Origin of the sequence: Mesorhizobium sp. Ca11 (assembly GCF_020165275.1) — a bacterium.
In the GTDB taxonomy this organism is placed as follows: Bacteria; Pseudomonadota; Alphaproteobacteria; order Rhizobiales; family Rhizobiaceae; genus Mesorhizobium.
Genome location: NZ_JAIUHU010000007.1, coordinates 25791 through 39499 on the forward strand (window position 1 = coordinate 25791; position 13709 = coordinate 39499).

General features: G+C 63.6%; 12 protein-coding genes and 1 riboswitch. Of the genes, 5 read left to right on the top strand and 7 right to left on the bottom strand.

Going from position 1 to position 13709, the window contains the following annotated elements; all coding sequences use genetic code 11:
- The first annotated feature begins 8 nt into the window (after positions 1-8).
- Both argF and LB538_RS14265 read left to right on the top strand, forming a co-directional pair.
- The gene (gene argF, locus LB538_RS14260; RefSeq protein ID WP_224523437.1) at positions 9-920 is read left to right on the top strand and encodes an ornithine carbamoyltransferase; all 912 of its coding nucleotides are present in this window, start codon (positions 9-11) and stop codon (positions 918-920) included.
- Positions 921-1044: 124 nt separating this feature from the next.
- Positions 1045-2073, top strand: a complete 1029-nt coding sequence (locus LB538_RS14265; protein WP_140845700.1) for an Hsp33 family molecular chaperone — start codon at positions 1045-1047, stop codon at positions 2071-2073.
- A 51-nt stretch (positions 2074-2124) separates the two neighbouring features.
- Here LB538_RS14265 and apaG read toward each other — a convergent pair whose 3' ends face one another.
- Entirely contained in the window at positions 2125-2517 is a 393-nt protein-coding gene (gene apaG, locus LB538_RS14270) for a Co2+/Mg2+ efflux protein ApaG (protein ID WP_095765893.1), read from the bottom strand.
- A gap of 343 nt (positions 2518-2860) precedes the next feature.
- Here apaG and LB538_RS14275 point away from each other — a divergent pair, with 343 nt between their 5' ends.
- Positions 2861-4006 carry a ceramide glucosyltransferase gene (locus LB538_RS14275; protein ID WP_224523438.1) on the top strand — a complete coding sequence of 382 codons (1146 nt, stop codon included), beginning with the start codon at positions 2861-2863 and terminating at the stop codon, positions 4004-4006.
- Positions 4007-4088: 82 nt separating this feature from the next.
- Here the strand turns inward: LB538_RS14275 and LB538_RS14280 are convergent, their stop codons facing one another.
- Complete coding sequence (locus LB538_RS14280) at positions 4089-5279, bottom strand: O-succinylhomoserine sulfhydrylase (protein WP_224523440.1); 1191 nt, start codon at positions 5277-5279, stop codon at positions 4089-4091.
- A 56-nt stretch (positions 5280-5335) separates the two neighbouring features.
- Positions 5336-5413, bottom strand: a riboswitch (SAM riboswitch).
- Between the two features lie 116 nt (positions 5414-5529).
- Between LB538_RS14280 and LB538_RS14285 the strand changes: the two genes are divergently transcribed.
- Positions 5530-6624, top strand: a complete 1095-nt coding sequence (locus tag LB538_RS14285) for a 2'-deoxycytidine 5'-triphosphate deaminase (RefSeq protein ID WP_224523443.1) — start codon at positions 5530-5532, stop codon at positions 6622-6624.
- A 177-nt stretch (positions 6625-6801) separates the two neighbouring features.
- On the opposite strand, the gene LB538_RS29170 is transcribed toward LB538_RS14285, so the two are convergent.
- The 5 genes from LB538_RS29170 to chvE all read right to left on the bottom strand — a co-directional run bounded on the left by LB538_RS29170 (position 6802) and on the right by chvE (position 12386).
- Positions 6802-6924 carry a hypothetical protein gene (locus LB538_RS29170; RefSeq protein WP_263481479.1) on the bottom strand — a complete coding sequence of 41 codons (123 nt, stop codon included), beginning with the start codon at positions 6922-6924 and terminating at the stop codon, positions 6802-6804.
- Positions 6925-7110: 186 nt separating this feature from the next.
- Positions 7111-8106, bottom strand: a complete 996-nt coding sequence (gene araD1, locus LB538_RS14290) for an AraD1 family protein (protein ID WP_224523445.1) — start codon at positions 8104-8106, stop codon at positions 7111-7113.
- Between the two features lie 197 nt (positions 8107-8303).
- The gene (gene mmsB, locus LB538_RS14295) at positions 8304-9599 is read right to left on the bottom strand and encodes a multiple monosaccharide ABC transporter permease (protein ID WP_224523446.1); all 1296 of its coding nucleotides are present in this window, start codon (positions 9597-9599) and stop codon (positions 8304-8306) included.
- Entirely contained in the window at positions 9596-11128 is a 1533-nt protein-coding gene (gene mmsA, locus LB538_RS14300; RefSeq protein ID WP_224523448.1) for a multiple monosaccharide ABC transporter ATP-binding protein, read from the bottom strand. Before mmsA ends, mmsB begins: the two co-directional genes overlap by 4 nt.
- A gap of 187 nt (positions 11129-11315) precedes the next feature.
- Complete coding sequence (chvE, locus tag LB538_RS14305; protein ID WP_095765887.1) at positions 11316-12386, bottom strand: multiple monosaccharide ABC transporter substrate-binding protein; 1071 nt, start codon at positions 12384-12386, stop codon at positions 11316-11318.
- Positions 12387-12679: 293 nt separating this feature from the next.
- Between chvE and LB538_RS14310 the strand changes: the two genes are divergently transcribed.
- The gene (locus LB538_RS14310) at positions 12680-13669 is read left to right on the top strand and encodes a LysR family transcriptional regulator (RefSeq protein ID WP_224523451.1); all 990 of its coding nucleotides are present in this window, start codon (positions 12680-12682) and stop codon (positions 13667-13669) included.
- Positions 13670-13709: the final 40 nt, after the last annotated feature.

Here is a 13709-nt window from a genome sequence, read left to right on the forward strand (position 1 = left end):
ACCTGCCGATGAGTGTTCGCCACTTCACCGATCTGTCCGCCGTTTCCGCGGGCGACCTGCGCATCATGCTGGACGATGCGGTGGCGCGAAAGACCAGGCTCAAGGCGGGTGAGCATTCAAAACCGCTCGATGGCAAGGTGCTGGCCATGATCTTCGACAAGCCGTCGACGCGCACGCGCGTGTCCTTCGATGTCGGCATGCGCCAGCTCGGCGGCGAGACCATCATGTTGACCGGCACCGAGATGCAGCTCGGCCGTTCGGAGACGATCGCCGACACGGCGAAAGTGCTGTCGCGCTATGTCGACGCCATCATGATCCGCACCACCTCGCACGACCGGCTGCTGGAGCTCACCGAGAACGCCACCGTTCCGGTGATCAACGGGTTGACCGACGACACGCATCCCTGCCAGCTCATGGCCGACATCATGACCTTTGAGGAGCATCGCGGTCCGGTGTCCGGCAAGACCTTCGCCTGGACCGGCGACGGCAACAATGTGCTGCATTCGCTCCTGGAGGCCTCGGCGCGGTTTAGCTTCAACCTCAATGTCGCGGTGCCGGAAGGCAGCGAGCCTTTCGAGAAATATGTCGACTGGTCGAAAGCCAATGGCGGCAAGGTCCGGTTTTCCAGGTCCGCCGAGGAAGCCGTCGACCAGGCCGACTGCGTCGTCACCGACAGCTGGGTCTCCATGGGCCAGGAGCATCGCGCCCGCGGCCACAACGTCTTCCTGCCCTATCAGGTCAATGCGTCGCTGATGGCAAAAGCCAAGCCCGATGCATTGTTCATGCACTGCCTGCCGGCGCATCGCGGCGAGGAGGTCACCGACGAGGTGATCGACGGGCCGCATTCGGTGGTCTTCGACGAGGCCGAGAACCGGCTGCACGCCCAGAAGGCGGTGCTGGCCTGGTGTCTGGGCGCGTGAGAAGGGCTGGACCTGACCGCTTCCGGCCCGATCGGGCTCAACTTGATCTGGGGACATGTGATGCCTATTTGCGGGCCATCACGTAAATCGAACGCGCTTCGACGCATGCGGCTCACCGGGCGGCATGGCTGCGCCCCGGAGTATTGTCATGTTGGAAACCCAGACCTTGGCTGAGCATAAACCCCAACTCGGTGAATTCGGCTTCGCCGGCGACGATCATGTCGTGCCTTATGAGGTCGCGCCGCTCGATGTGCGCGGCCGCACCGTGCAGCTCGGGCCGATGCTCGACGCCATTTTGAGCCGCCACGATTATCCTGAGCCGGTCGCCCGCCTGCTGGCGGAAGCCTGCGTGCTCACCGTGCTGCTCGGCACTTCGCTGAAGTTCGAAGGCAAGTTCATCCTGCAGACCCGCACCGACGGTCCGGTCGACATGCTGGTGGCCGATTTCACCACGCCGCATGCGCTGCGCGCCTATGCGCGCTTCGATGCCGACCGGCTGCAGGCGCTGACCGCCGCCGGCGAGACCTCGCAGCAGACGCTGCTCGGTGACGGCGTCTTGGCCTTGACGATCGACCAGGGCGCGCATACGCAGCGCTACCAGGGCATCGTCCAGCTCGACGGCACCTCGCTCGAGGACGCCGCGCGCACCTATTTCCGGCAGTCGGAGCAGATCCCGACCGATATTAAGATGTCGGTCGCCAAGCTGGTCACGCCCGGTCCGGCCGGCGCGCGCGAGCAATGGCGCGCCGGCGGCATCCTGGCGCAATTCCTGCCGCAATCGCCGGAGCGCATGCGCGTTCCCGATATTTCCGGCGGCGACGGCGATCCGCGTGACGTTGCGGACCAGCCGGCCGACAATTCCTGGCAGGAGTTGCTGGCGCTGCTCGGCACGATCGAGCCGACCGAGTTGATCGACCCGACAGTGGGCGCCGAGCGGTTGCTCTACCGGTTGTTCCACGAACATGGCGTGCGCGTTTTCCGCGGCGTCCCTGTCGCCGACCAGTGCTCCTGCTCGCGCGACAAGATCCGCGGCATTCTCGAAGGCTTTTCGGCTGAGGAGATCAAGGAATCGACCGAGGAGGGCGGCATCCATGTCGCCTGCGAGTTCTGCTCGACCCAATACGACTTCGACCCGGCTGAATTCGCGAAGTGAGCCCTCTTCCTTCTCCCCGTGAAACGGGGAGAAAGAGGCTGTCGCCGACGTCTAATTTACCGTGCGCCTTGTCCCCGGCATATCGAGCGAGAAAGCCGGAATGGCGATATCGAACGTCTCGCCGCGGCCGTTGCGCATCGTGTAGTGGCCGACCATGATGCCTGACGGCGTCGAGAGCGGGCAGCCCGAGGTGTACTGGTAACTGTCGCCGGGATTGAGTTCCGGCTGGTCGCCGACGACGCCGGCGCCGCGCACCTCCTCGACCCGGCCCTGGCCGTCGGTGATGTGCCAGTAGCGCGACACAAGCTGCACGAACTCGTCGGAGCGGTTGTCGATCGTCACCTGATAGCCCCAGACATAGCGGTTCTCGGACGGATCGGAGCGGTCCTCCAGATAGAAGGGCCTGACCAGCACTTCGATGTTGCGCGTCACTGCGCGATACATGGGCCACTCCGGTTGCCGCCGCGGAAAATATGTCACGCTCCGCTCTTGATAGACGCAGCGTCGACCATCCTGCCAGCCTTGTAAGTGCAGGTGCCGAAAAACAATGTCATTTAGGTGACACATCACAATGTTGGTGTGCACAAACCGTGCCGGGCGACTCGGGCGCTCTGTAACAGTTGAAACGGCCGCGTGCGGCCTAAAGCAATTCCAGGAAGGCGCGAGCGGTTAGGCTCGGCGCCTTCGCCGTAGCCTTCCGTCCGGAATTGCGTGAAAACAAGGAGATGGAGTGGGTCGCCGTTTGCGTGAAACGGTGAAACTCTCTATCGGGGGTGACCAGATCTCGATGGAACTGACTATCGCAGCCGGCCTGGCTTCGTCAGCGCTTCTTTCCTTCAATCTCGCCAGCATCCTGCTCGCCTCGTCGCGGCTGAAGCGGCGGCATGTCATCGCGCCGCCCTCCAGCGCGCGGCCGCCGGTCTCCATCATCGTGCCGTCGCGTGGCGTCGAGCCGTTCACGCCGGAGACCTTGCAGCGCGCCTTCTCTCTCGATTGGCCGCGCTATGAGCTGATCTTCTGCGTCGCGCATGCCGAAGACCCGGTGGTCAAGCTGATCGATGCGGCCATCGCACGCCACCCCAAAATTCCCGCGCGGCTGCTGATCGGCGACGATCGGGTCAGCGCCAATCCCAAGCTCAACAACTGCGTCAAGGGCTGGCAGGCGGCGCGGCACGATTGGGTGATCCTCGCCGATTCCAACGTGCTGATGCCGAGAGACTATGTCCAGCACCTGATGGCGGCATGGCGGCCGGATACCGGCCTCGTCTGCTCGACGCCGATCGGCTCGCGGCCGGACGGGTTTTGGGCCGAAGTCGAATGCGCCTTCCTCAACACGCTGCAGGCGCGCTGGCAGTATGCCGGCGAGGCGCTTGGCCTTGGCTTCGCCCAGGGCAAGAGCATGCTGTGGAACAAGCCGATGCTCGATGCCAATGGCGGCATCCAGGCTTTGGCCGCCGAGATCGCCGAGGACGCGGCGGCCACCAAGCTGGTCAACGGCCTGGGGCTCAACGTCAACCTCGTCGCCTCGCCGTTCGAGCAGCCGCTCGGCCAGCGCAGGCTCGCCGAGATCTGGTCGCGCCAGACGCGCTGGGCGCGGCTGCGGCGGGTTACCTTCCCACTGTTCTTCGCGCCGGAGATCCTGACTGGCGCTGCGGTGCCGCTGCTGCTGGCGCTGATTGCAGCGGCAAGCGCCGGCGTCAGCCTGCCCACGACGGCCTTGGGCGTGCTGGCGATCGCCTACCTGCCGGAATGGCTGCTGGCCTTTGCGAAGGGCTGGTATTTGTCGCCGCGCAGCATCATCGCGATGATCGTGCGCGATGCCCTGTTGCCGGCCATCTGGGCGCGCGCCTGGTTCGGCGGCGCCGTCGAATGGCGCGGCAACGCCATGATCATCCGCACCAAGGCGATGACCGAGCTGGAGGAGCTCGCCTAGAGCAATTCCAGGAAAAGTGTGAAACGGTTTTCCGTCCGGAATTGCGGCTCTGGAAGGCTCGGGCCGCGGCGTTCTCAGCCTTCTATTTTGCTGCCTTCAGCGCCTGTTCCACGTCTTCCAGCAGATCGTCGCTGTCCTCCAGGCCAACGGAGAGCCTCAGCGTGCCTGGCCCGATGCCGAGCTCGGCGCGGGCCTCGTCGCTCAGGTTCTTGTGCGTCGTCGTCGCCGGATGGGTGATCAGGCTCTTGGCGTCACCGAGATTGTTCGAGATCAGCACGATGTCGAGCGCGTTCTGGAAGGCAAAGGCCGCCTGCTTGCCGCCTTTGACGTCGAGGCAGATCAGCGTCGAGCCTCCCGACATCTGCTTCTGGACGATATCCGCTTGCGGATGATCGGCGCGGCCCGGATAGATGACGCGGGCGATCTCCGGCCGCTCGGCCAGGAAATCGGCGATCTTGCCGGCGCTCTCCGTCTGCTGGCGCACGCGTAGCGGCAGCGTCTCCAGGCCTTTGAGCAGCGTCCAGGCGTTGAAGGGCGACAGGCTCGGGCCGGTGTGGCGGAAATAGTCGTGCAGGTTCTCGTCGATCCACTTCTTGTCAGACAGGATGACGCCGCCCAGGCAGCGGCCCTGGCCGTCTATATGCTTGGTCGCCGAATAGACGACGATATGGGCGCCGAGCAGCAAGGGCTTCTGCTGCAGCGGCGTGGCGAAGACATTGTCGACGATCAGCCTGGCGCCGATCGAATTGGCGAGCCTGGCGACGGCGGCGATGTCGACCACCTCCAGCGTCGGGTTGGTCGGGCTTTCCAGGAAGAACAGCTTGGTGTTCGGCCTTACCGCCTTTTCCCAATTGGCGATGTCGGTTCCGTCGACCAGCGTCGCCTGGATGCCGTAGCGCGGCGCCAGCGTCTCGACCACCCAGCGGCAGGAGCCGAACAGGGCGCGCGCCGCGACGATATGATCTCCGGCCTTGGCGCTGCAGAGCAGCGCGGCGGTTACTGCGGCCATGCCGGAAGCGGTGGCGCGGGCGTCCTCGGCGCCTTCCAGCGCGCACATGCGCTTTTCGAACATGTCGACGGTCGGGTTGGCGTAGCGCGAATAGATGAAGCCCGGCTCTTCGCCCTTGAAGCGGGCTTCCGCCGCTTGCGCCGTCTCGTAGACATAGCCTTGGGTGAGATACATCGCCTCGGATGTCTCGCCGAAACCGGAACGCAACGTTCCGCCATGCACGAGTGCCGTCTGAGGTTTCCAGTTGCGCTTCTTGGTGCTCATAGCCCTGCTTTCAGACACAAAAAAACCGGCCGCGAAGTCGCAACCGGTCCATATAGCCTTGCGGCTCGACGGTCCTTTAGCGACTTGTTTAACGTGGCTGCAAGCCGACCGGCCAAATCACCACGGGATAACGACCCTTTAGACCCGCGCCGCGCTTGCGTCAATTGCCGGCTTCATTAAGAGGTTTGTACCAGCCCGGCGGCAAGAGTCTGCTTAGATCCTCGCCCGGCCTTGTGAACGGAGCCAGCCTTTGCGGCAAACAGGCATTCTTCCGGATCAGGACATCGCAGCGCTGTTCGAGGCGAAGGCGCTGAAGTCGCCGCGCGCGCTGGACGCCGACCAGATCCAGCCGGCCAGCCTCGATCTAAGGCTCGGCGACAAGGCGTTTCGCGTGCGTGCCTCGTTCCTGCCGGGTCCGGATCATCGGGTCGTCGACAAGCTCGAGCGGCTGAAGCTGCACGAGATCAGCCTTGCAGAGGGCGCGGTGCTGGAAACCGGCTGCGTCTATATCGTGCCGCTGCTCGAGAGCCTGGCGCTGCCTTCGAGCGTGTCGGCCTCGGCCAATCCGAAGAGCTCGACCGGCCGTCTCGACATCTTCACGCGCGTCATGACCGATCGCGGCCATGAGTTCGACAAGATTGCCGCCGGCTACCGCGGGCCGCTCTATCTCGAGGTCAGCCCGCGCACCTTCCCGATCGTCGTGCGCGCCGGCTCGCGGCTGTCGCAGATCCGCTTCCGCACCGGCAACGCGGTGCTCTCGGAGAATGAGCTGCGCGACCTTCACCGCGCCGAGATGCTGGTCGCCACCGAGCCGCCCAATATTTCAGGCGGCGGCATCGCGCTCTCCATCGATCTCGACGGCGACAAGGACGGCCTTGTCGGCTACCGCGGCAAGCACCACACCGGACTGGTCGACGTCGACAAGCGCGCCGCCCAGGATGTCGTCGATTTCTGGGAGCCGATCTACAAGAGCGGCGCCGGCGAACTGGTGCTCGATCCGGACGAATTCTATATCTTGGTCAGCCGAGAAGCTGTGCACGTGCCGCCGCTCTATGCCGCCGAGATGACACCCTTCGATCCGCTGGTCGGCGAGTTCCGCGTCCATTATGCCGGCTTCTTCGATCCGGGCTTCGGCCACTCCGCCGCCGGCGGCAGCGGTAGCCGCGCGGTGCTTGAAGTGCGCAGCCACGAGGTGCCTTTTATCCTCGACCACGGCCAGATCGTCGGCCGTCTCGTCTACGAGCATATGCTGAAACGCCCGCAGGCGCTTTACGGCACCGAACTCGGCTCGAACTATCAGGCGCAGGGCCTGAAGCTCTCCAAGCATTTTCGGGCAGCGCGGTGAGGTCCAAGTGGGGAGATGTCCGGAAGGGGACGCGCCGTCCCATCTGTTCTTCGTCATTCTAGGGCGGAGCAAGGAGCGAAGCGACGCGCGCAGACCCTAGAATCCATGCCGTGACGCCTGAGCGCCGCCACGGTGCCGAACGCTCACCAGCCAATTCCGCGAGAGAACTCGAACCATTCAGGATGATCTTCTGGAGCCTTGGCCGGTCTTGTGCCCGGGCATGCGGTGGGTAAGGTCATTGGCGACACCGAAATAGCGTGCCACCTTCTGGCTCGCGGTCATGTAAACATAGCCTGTCATGTTGCGATCTTAGCTGGCGCTGCGCCAACGGTTATTCTGGACGGCAGCAGTCTACGCCCAATGTCACGGCAGTCATTCTAGGGTCTGCGCGCGTCGCTTCGCTCCTTGCTCCGCCCTAGAATGACGAAGTGGAAGAGGCAGCTTCCTTCGCGCCCCTCTGGCCTGCCAGCCACCGGGAGATCGGCGCTACAGCGCCTTTACCGCCACCTTGACCGGCTTCTCGATCTCCAGCGGATTGCGCAGCGGCAGGCCGAAATCCGGCGCCTCGATCTCGAACATATCGCCGGCCTCGGTCCTGATGCCATCGGCGAAGGAGAGCGTCGCGGTGCCGAACATATGCACATGCACGTCACCCGGCTGGCGGAAGGCCGAATATTTGAAATGGTGGTGCTCGAGATTGGCGATGGTGTGCGACATGTTCGCTTCGCCCGACAGGAACGGCTTTTCCCAGAGCAGCTTGCCGTCGCGCCAGATGCGCGATGCGCCACGGATATCGGCGGGCAGCTCGCCGATCAGGATTTCGGGGCCAAACGAAGCGTTGCGCAGCTTGGAATGGGCGAGGAACAGATAGTTCACCCGTTCGGTGACGTGGTCGGAGAACTCGTTCGACAGCGTGAAGCCGACGCGGAACGGCGCGCCGTCATCGCCGATGACATAGATGCCGGCGATCTCCGGCTCCTCGCCGCCATCCTGCGCGAAGGCCGGCGACATCAGCGGCGCGCCGGGGGCCACCGCCATCGTGCCGTTGCCCTTGTAGAACCATTCCGGCTGCACGCCGACCTGTCCCTTGGCCGGCTTGCCGCCTTCGAGGCCCATGCGGAACATCTTCATGGAATCGGTGAGTTCCGCCTCGCCGCCCTCGCTGAGCTTCTTGTGCATGGAATCGCGCGTCGCCGCGGAACCGAGATGCGTCAGCCCCGTGCCGGTGAGGTGCAGATGCGCCGGGTCCGGATGGTTGATCGGCGAGACCAGCCTGCCCCTCTTATAGGCGGCATCGAGATCGACCGTCTCGCCATAGCCCTTGCGCTCGATCAATGCCTCGAGGCCCGTGCCTGTCCGCGCGGCCTCCATCGCCAGCGAATAGACGCTGCGCGCGCCGTTGATGACCCTGGTCTTGCCGCCGCCATTGCGGGCGACGACGCGGATCGTCTCGGCGTCGTCGAGGATCTGGGAGATCAGCATGTTTGAACCCTCTCTCATCTTGCCTGGCTGCCCGCGGGCAAACCTTGATCGGCGCGGCGCGGAGAAATCCGTGCCACGGTTGAAATTCTTCGTCCGGATTGCGCTCGCGAGCCCGGTCCTTGCCTGGACTTCTTGGCGCCGACGGGTTGCCGGCAGCTTCGCGATCTGAAACCCGTATGCCTCCTTAAGTCAGGTCTTCAGGCCTTGTTCTTGTTGTAGACGTCGAAGATGACGGCGCCGAGCAGCACCAGGCCTTTCACCACCTGCTGCCAGTCGACATTGACGCCCATGATCGACATGCCGTTGTTCATCACGCCCATGATGAAGCCGCCGACGACGGCACCGATCACCTGTCCGACGCCGCCCATTGCCGAGGCGCCGCCGATGAAGACGGCCGCGATGACGTCGAGCTCGCTGCCGAGACCGGCAGCCGGCACGGCCTGGCCGAGGCGCGCCGCGATGATCAGGCCGCCCAGCGCCGAGAGCACGCCCATATTGATGAAGACCAGCAGGGTCAGCCTTTCGGTGTTGATGCCCGAAAGCTGCGCGGCCTTGGCGTTGCCGCCCATGGCGTAGATCCGGCGGCCGATGGTCATGCGCTTGGTGACGAAGACGAACAGCGAGATCAGCACGCCCATCACCAGCAGCACGACCGGCAGGCCCCTGTAGCTGGCGAACTGGAAGACCAGGAACAGCGCCAGCGCGCTGCCCACCAGCGTCTTGACGACGAACAGCGGGAAGGGCTCCGCCTCATAGCCGTGACGCTCGCGCTTGCGCCGCGTCCTGAAGCCGAAATAGGCATAGGCGAGCACCGCGATGAGGCCGAGCACGACCGTCGTCATGTGCAGCGTCAGTCCGCTGCCGACGATCGTCTTGCCGGCGGCATTGACCGTCGGCGGGATCAGCGTCAGCGGGCCGATCACGTCCGGAATGAAGCCGGAACTCAGCGCCTTGAAGCTGTCCGGCAGCGGACCGACCGAGGAGCCACCGCCGAGCAGCGCCTGGCAGATGCCGCGGAAGATCAGCATGCCCGCCAATGTCACGATGAAGCTCGGTATCTTGTGATAGGCGATCCAGTAGCCTTGCGCAGCGCCGATGAGCGCCCCGACGATCAGGCACACGATCGAGACCACCAGCGGATTCGAGAATATCCCAAGCGGCCAGATCACCATCATCATCGCCGCCAGCGCGCCGATGAAGCCGGCGACCGATCCGACGCTGAGGTCGATATAACCGGCGACGATCACCAACAGCATGCCAAGCGCCATCACGATGATGAACGAGTTCTGCTGCACCAGATTGCTGAGATTCACCGGTTTGAACAGCGTTCCCGACGTCGTGTATTGGAAGAACAGCATGATGACGATCAGCGCGATGATCAGGCCGTATTCGCGCAGGTTCGTCGTCAGCGCCGAGACGGCGACGCGCGGACCCTGCTGCTTGACGTCCTCGGCGAGCCCGCTTTGCGGCGCGGGAGCGCTTTCTGTGCTCATGATGCTTTTCCTTCTCCGCGAACGATAGCGCGCATGATTTTTTCCTGGCTTGCGTCGCTTGCAGCCATTTCGCCGACTATACGCCCTTCGTTCATCACATAGATACGGTCGGAGATACCGAGCAGTTCGGGCATTTCCGACGAGATGACGATGATCGCTTTGCCCTCGGCGGCAAGGCGCGCGATGATCGTATAGATTTCGTACTTCGCGCCGACGTCAATGCCGCGGGTCGGCTCGTCGAGGATCAAAACCTCCGGATCGGCGAACAGCCATTTCGACAGCACGACTTTCTGCTGGTTGCCACCCGAGAGGTTGCCGGTCAGCTGGTAGACGCTGGAGGCGCGGATGTTGGTCTTCTTGCGGTAGTCATTGGCGACGCTCATCTCGCGCATGTCGTCGATGACGCCGCGGCTGGAAACGCCGGAGAGGTTGGCCAAAGTCACGTTGTGCTTGATGTGGTCGATGAGGTTGAGGCCGTAGGTCTTGCGGTCTTCGGTGACATAGGCGATGCCGCTCGCCACCGCCTTGCTCACCGATGAGAGGTCGATAGGCTTGCCGTGCAGCGACACCTCTCCGGTGATGTGCCGGCCGTAGGAGCGTCCGAAAAGGCTCATCGCGAATTCGGTCCGGCCGGCGCCCATCAGCCCGGCGATACCGACAACCTCGCCCTTGCGCACATTGAGGTTGATGTTCTTGATCACCTGCCGCTCGGCATGGATCGGGTGGTAAACCGACCAGTCCTTTACCTCGAAGATGACGTCGCCGATCTTCGGCTCGCGCGGCGGGTAGCGGTCGTCGAGCGAGCGGCCGACCATCGAGGTGATGATGCGGTCTTCCGAGATGTCCTTCCTCGGCAAGGTCTCGATGGTGCGCCCGTCGCGGATCACCGTCACCTTGTCGGCGACGCGGTTCACCTCGTTGAGCTTGTGCGAGATCAGGATCGAGGTAATGCCCTGGCGCTTGAACTCGAGCAGAAGGTCGAGCAGCGCCTGGCTGTCCTTCTCGCTGAGCGAGGCCGTCGGCTCGTCGAGGATAAGGAGCTTCACTTCCTTGCTCAGCGCCTTGGCGATCTCGACCAGCTGCTGCTTGCCGACGCCGATATTGGTGATGAGCGTCTTGGGGTCTTCCTTGAGCCCGACCTTCTTGAGAAGGGCGCCGGTACGCGTCTCGTTGGCGTCCCAGTCGATGACGCCGTAGGTGGCGTGCTCGTTGCCAAGGAAGATGTTTTCCGTGATCGACAGCATCGGCACCAGGGCAAGCTCCTGGTGGATGATGACGATGCCGATATGCTCGCTGTCGTGAATGCCTTTGAAATTGCATTCCTGGCCGCGGAAGATGATCTGGCCCTCATAGGTGCCGGATGGATAGACGCCCGACAGCACCTTCATCAGTGTCGACTTGCCGGCGCCGTTCTCGCCGACGACGGCGTGGATCTCACCTTCCTCGACGCTGAGATTGACGTTCGACAACGCCTTCACGCCGGGGAACGTCTTGGTGATGTCGCGCATCTCCAAAATCGTCGAGGCCATCAGGATCTGCTCCCTGGCGCAGGCCTTCCACTCGCGGAAAGCGTCTTGCGCGAAATCAACATGCCACAGTTTCGCTCATGCCTTGGCGGCATATGGCGCTGCGGTAGCCGGCAAAAACAATACCGGGGTCGCTTGCGAACGAAAAGGGGCCCTGCAGTCGCGCAGGACCCCTTCCTTTGAGACCGGATTACTTCAGCTCTTCAGCCTTGATGTAGCCGGAGTCGACGACCAGTTCCTTGTAGTTCGACTTGTCGACCTCATGCGGCGTCAACAGGATCGAGGGAACAACCTTGACGTCGTTATTGTAGGTCTTGGTGTCGAGGCCGTCCGGCTTGCCGCCGGAGAGCACCTTGTCGACCAGCTGCACGGTGGCCTTGGCCAGCTCGCGGGTGTCCTTGAACACGGTCGAGTACTGCTCGCCCGAGATGATCAGCTTGACCGAGGCGGTCTCGGCGTCCTGGCCGGTCACGATCGGCCAAGGCTGGGCTTCCGTGCCGTAGCCGACGGCGCGCAGCGAGGCGGTGATGCCGCGCGACAGGCCGTCATAGGGAGACAGAACGCCGTCGACGCGGCTGCCGTCCGAGTAGTTGGCCGAGAGCAGGTTGTCCATGCGCGCCTGGGCGGTGGCGGCAAGCCAACGCAGGGTGCCGACCTTGTCCATGCCCATCTGGCCGGACTTGATCTTGATCGAGCCGTCGTCGATCAGCGGCTGCAGGACGGACATGGCGCCGTTGTAGAAGAAGAAGGCGTTGTTGTCGTCCGGCGAGCCGCCGAACAGCTCCACGTTCCACGGCTTGGTGTTCGGGAAGCGCTCCTTGAGGCCCTTGACCAGCGAGTTCGCCTGGATCACGCCGACGCCGAAATTGTCGAAGGTGGTGTAGTAGTCGACATTCGGGGTCTTCTTGATCAGGCGGTCATAGGCGATGGTGACGACGCCGGCATCATTGGCCTTCTGCAGCGCGTCGGCCATGGTGGTGCCGTCGATCGAAGCGATGATCAGCGCCTTCGGGCCTTTGGTGATTTCGTTTTCCAGCTGGCTGAGCTGGTTCGGGATGTCGTCCTGCGCATATTGCAGGTCGACGGTGTAGCCGAGCGCTTCGAGCTGGGACTTGACGGCGTCGCCGTCATTGATCCAGCGCTGCGAGGTCTTGGTCGGCATCAGCACGCCGACGAGACCCTTGTCGGCGGCGTGCGCCGAATAGGTCGTGGCGGCAATGCCAAGGGCCGCGATGGCGGCCAGCGTCTTGATGATCTTCACGATTACTCTCCCTGGTTGATGGACGCGACACCTCGGGGCTTCGCGGGCCGCGCAGTCGAACAGGTGCGCTGGCGCGCCACTGTCGGCTTTATCGATCTCCGGTATCCTCCCAATCGGCCCCGCGGCGCAGTTTCAATCGATACGATTTCGCTCGTCGCCGACCCCTGCGCATCGGAACGCGCGGAGGGTGGGTCGCTTTGACATAACTGTCAAATGCGATCTTTGCTGGTTGCTATATCGATACTGGTATGGCTTAAGCGATCGATAGAAACTCGCACAGGAGACCGAAAATCATGGCGGCGTTGCGCGATCCCGATGCGATTTCAGGTGGTTACGAGAAATTGCCGGGAGATGGCGAGACGTTGCTGCGCAGCGGCCTCAGTCTCCGCCACATGCGCATGATTGCCGCCTTGGACGATCACGGGCGGGTGAGCGCCGCCGCCCAGGTCATGAACATCTCCCAGCCGGCCGCCTCGCGCATGATCGCCGAGATGGAAGCGGTGCTCGACGTGAAGTTGTGCGAGCGGCTGCCGCGCGGCGTGACGTTGACTCCTTACGGCCAGGCGCTCGCCCGGCGCGCCCGCTCCATCCTGCTGGAGATGCGGGAGGCCGATCGTGAGATTTCCGAGCTCAAGGCCGGCAAGGGCGGCTCCGTATTCCTCGGCGCGGTCACGGCGCCGGCGATCGAGCTGGCCGTGCCGGCGATCCGTGAGATCCGCCGCATCTATCCGCGCATCGAGATCACCATGCAGGTCGAGACCTCGAACGTGCTGGCCCGCGAACTGATCGCCTCGCGCCACGACTTCATCATCGCCCGCATCCCGGACGATCTCAATCCGCGGCTCTTCGAATCGCGCGTCATCGGCGTCGAGAAGGCCTGCCTCATCGTGCGCCGCGGCCACCCGCTGGCGAGCGGCAAGATGGTGCGGCTGGAAGACACCGCGGCCTATGACTGGGTGTTCCAGTCCGGGGGCTCGCCATTGCGCCAGGCGATGGAAAGCAACTTTTTGAACCGCGACATTCCGCTGCCCGACCGCATCCTCAACACCTCTTCGCTGCTGCTCACCTTGGTGATGGTGGCGCAGTCCGACGCCATCGCGCCGGTCTCGATCCAGGTCGCCAAGTTCATCCAGGGCGGCGATGGGCTGGCCGGCGCCATCGATGTCGTGCAGACCGAGTTCGACATCGAGGTCCGGCCTTACAGCCTGATCACGGTCAGGAACCGCGCGCTCTCGCCCGCCGCCAAGATGCTGCACGACTTCATTTTGCGCGAGGTGGGCTAATGGAACGAGAAAGCTACTTGCACGTTCAAACCGATCGGTC

What these genes read in the sequence shown, in the direction of transcription:
- LB538_RS14310 (WP_224523451.1), top strand. Translation starts at nt 12,680, where the DNA reads ATGGCGGCGTTGCGCGATCCCGATGCGATTTCAGGTGGTTACGAGAAA.
- LB538_RS14280 (WP_224523440.1), bottom strand. Translation starts at nt 5,279, where the DNA reads ATGAGCACCAAGAAGCGCAACTGGAAACCTCAGACGGCACTCGTGCAT.
- araD1 (WP_224523445.1), bottom strand. Translation starts at nt 8,106, where the DNA reads ATGCTGATCTCCCAGATCCTCGACGACGCCGAGACGATCCGCGTCGTC.
- mmsB (WP_224523446.1), bottom strand. Translation starts at nt 9,599, where the DNA reads ATGAGCACAGAAAGCGCTCCCGCGCCGCAAAGCGGGCTCGCCGAGGAC.
- apaG (WP_095765893.1), bottom strand. Translation starts at nt 2,517, where the DNA reads ATGTATCGCGCAGTGACGCGCAACATCGAAGTGCTGGTCAGGCCCTTC.
- LB538_RS14265 (WP_140845700.1), top strand. Translation starts at nt 1,045, where the DNA reads ATGGCTGCGCCCCGGAGTATTGTCATGTTGGAAACCCAGACCTTGGCT.
- LB538_RS14275 (WP_224523438.1), top strand. Translation starts at nt 2,861, where the DNA reads ATGGAACTGACTATCGCAGCCGGCCTGGCTTCGTCAGCGCTTCTTTCC.
- argF (WP_224523437.1), top strand. Translation starts at nt 9, where the DNA reads ATGAGTGTTCGCCACTTCACCGATCTGTCCGCCGTTTCCGCGGGCGAC.
- LB538_RS29170 (WP_263481479.1), bottom strand. Translation starts at nt 6,924, where the DNA reads ATGACAGGCTATGTTTACATGACCGCGAGCCAGAAGGTGGCACGCTAT.
- mmsA (WP_224523448.1), bottom strand. Translation starts at nt 11,128, where the DNA reads ATGGCCTCGACGATTTTGGAGATGCGCGACATCACCAAGACGTTCCCC.